The organism is Acidisoma sp. L85 (assembly GCF_009765865.1).
In the GTDB taxonomy this organism is placed as follows: Bacteria; Pseudomonadota; Alphaproteobacteria; order Acetobacterales; family Acetobacteraceae; genus Acidisoma.
In genome coordinates this window covers 1-321 of sequence record NZ_LMUQ01000042.1, presented here as the reverse complement: position 1 = coordinate 321, position 321 = coordinate 1, and the positions used below count along the sequence as shown (strand labels likewise).

At 61.4% G+C, this 321-nt stretch carries 1 protein-coding gene; it reads right to left on the bottom strand.

What is annotated here, in order from left to right:
• Nucleotides 1–14: 14 nt before the first annotated feature.
• Nucleotides 15–321 (bottom strand): enolase C-terminal domain-like protein (locus tag GSQ83_RS12280; protein ID WP_305782246.1); only part of this gene is annotated, 307 nt, incomplete at its 5' end.

Below are 321 nucleotides of genomic sequence, written 5' to 3'. Positions count from 1 at the left end.
CGGCCTCGTTGTATTCATACTTGGTATCTCTCGGCGTCAGAATGTTTGAAGGTCAGGCCGAGGCCAGGGCGCGAGAGGTCAGGACGGATGGCGCCATCTTTCGGAACCGGGGCGCCATCGAACAGCATGTGCTCGATCCGCACATGATCGTGGAACCATTCGAGATGGCGAAAACGCGGTGCGGCGCAGGCCGCATGGAGATGGAGAGCGGGGGCGCAATGCCCAGAGAGATCGATATGGTGCGCCTCGCACTGTGCTGCGATGGCGAGGAAGCCCGTTATCCCTCCACAACGCGTGGCATCCGCCTGCTGCACATCAACC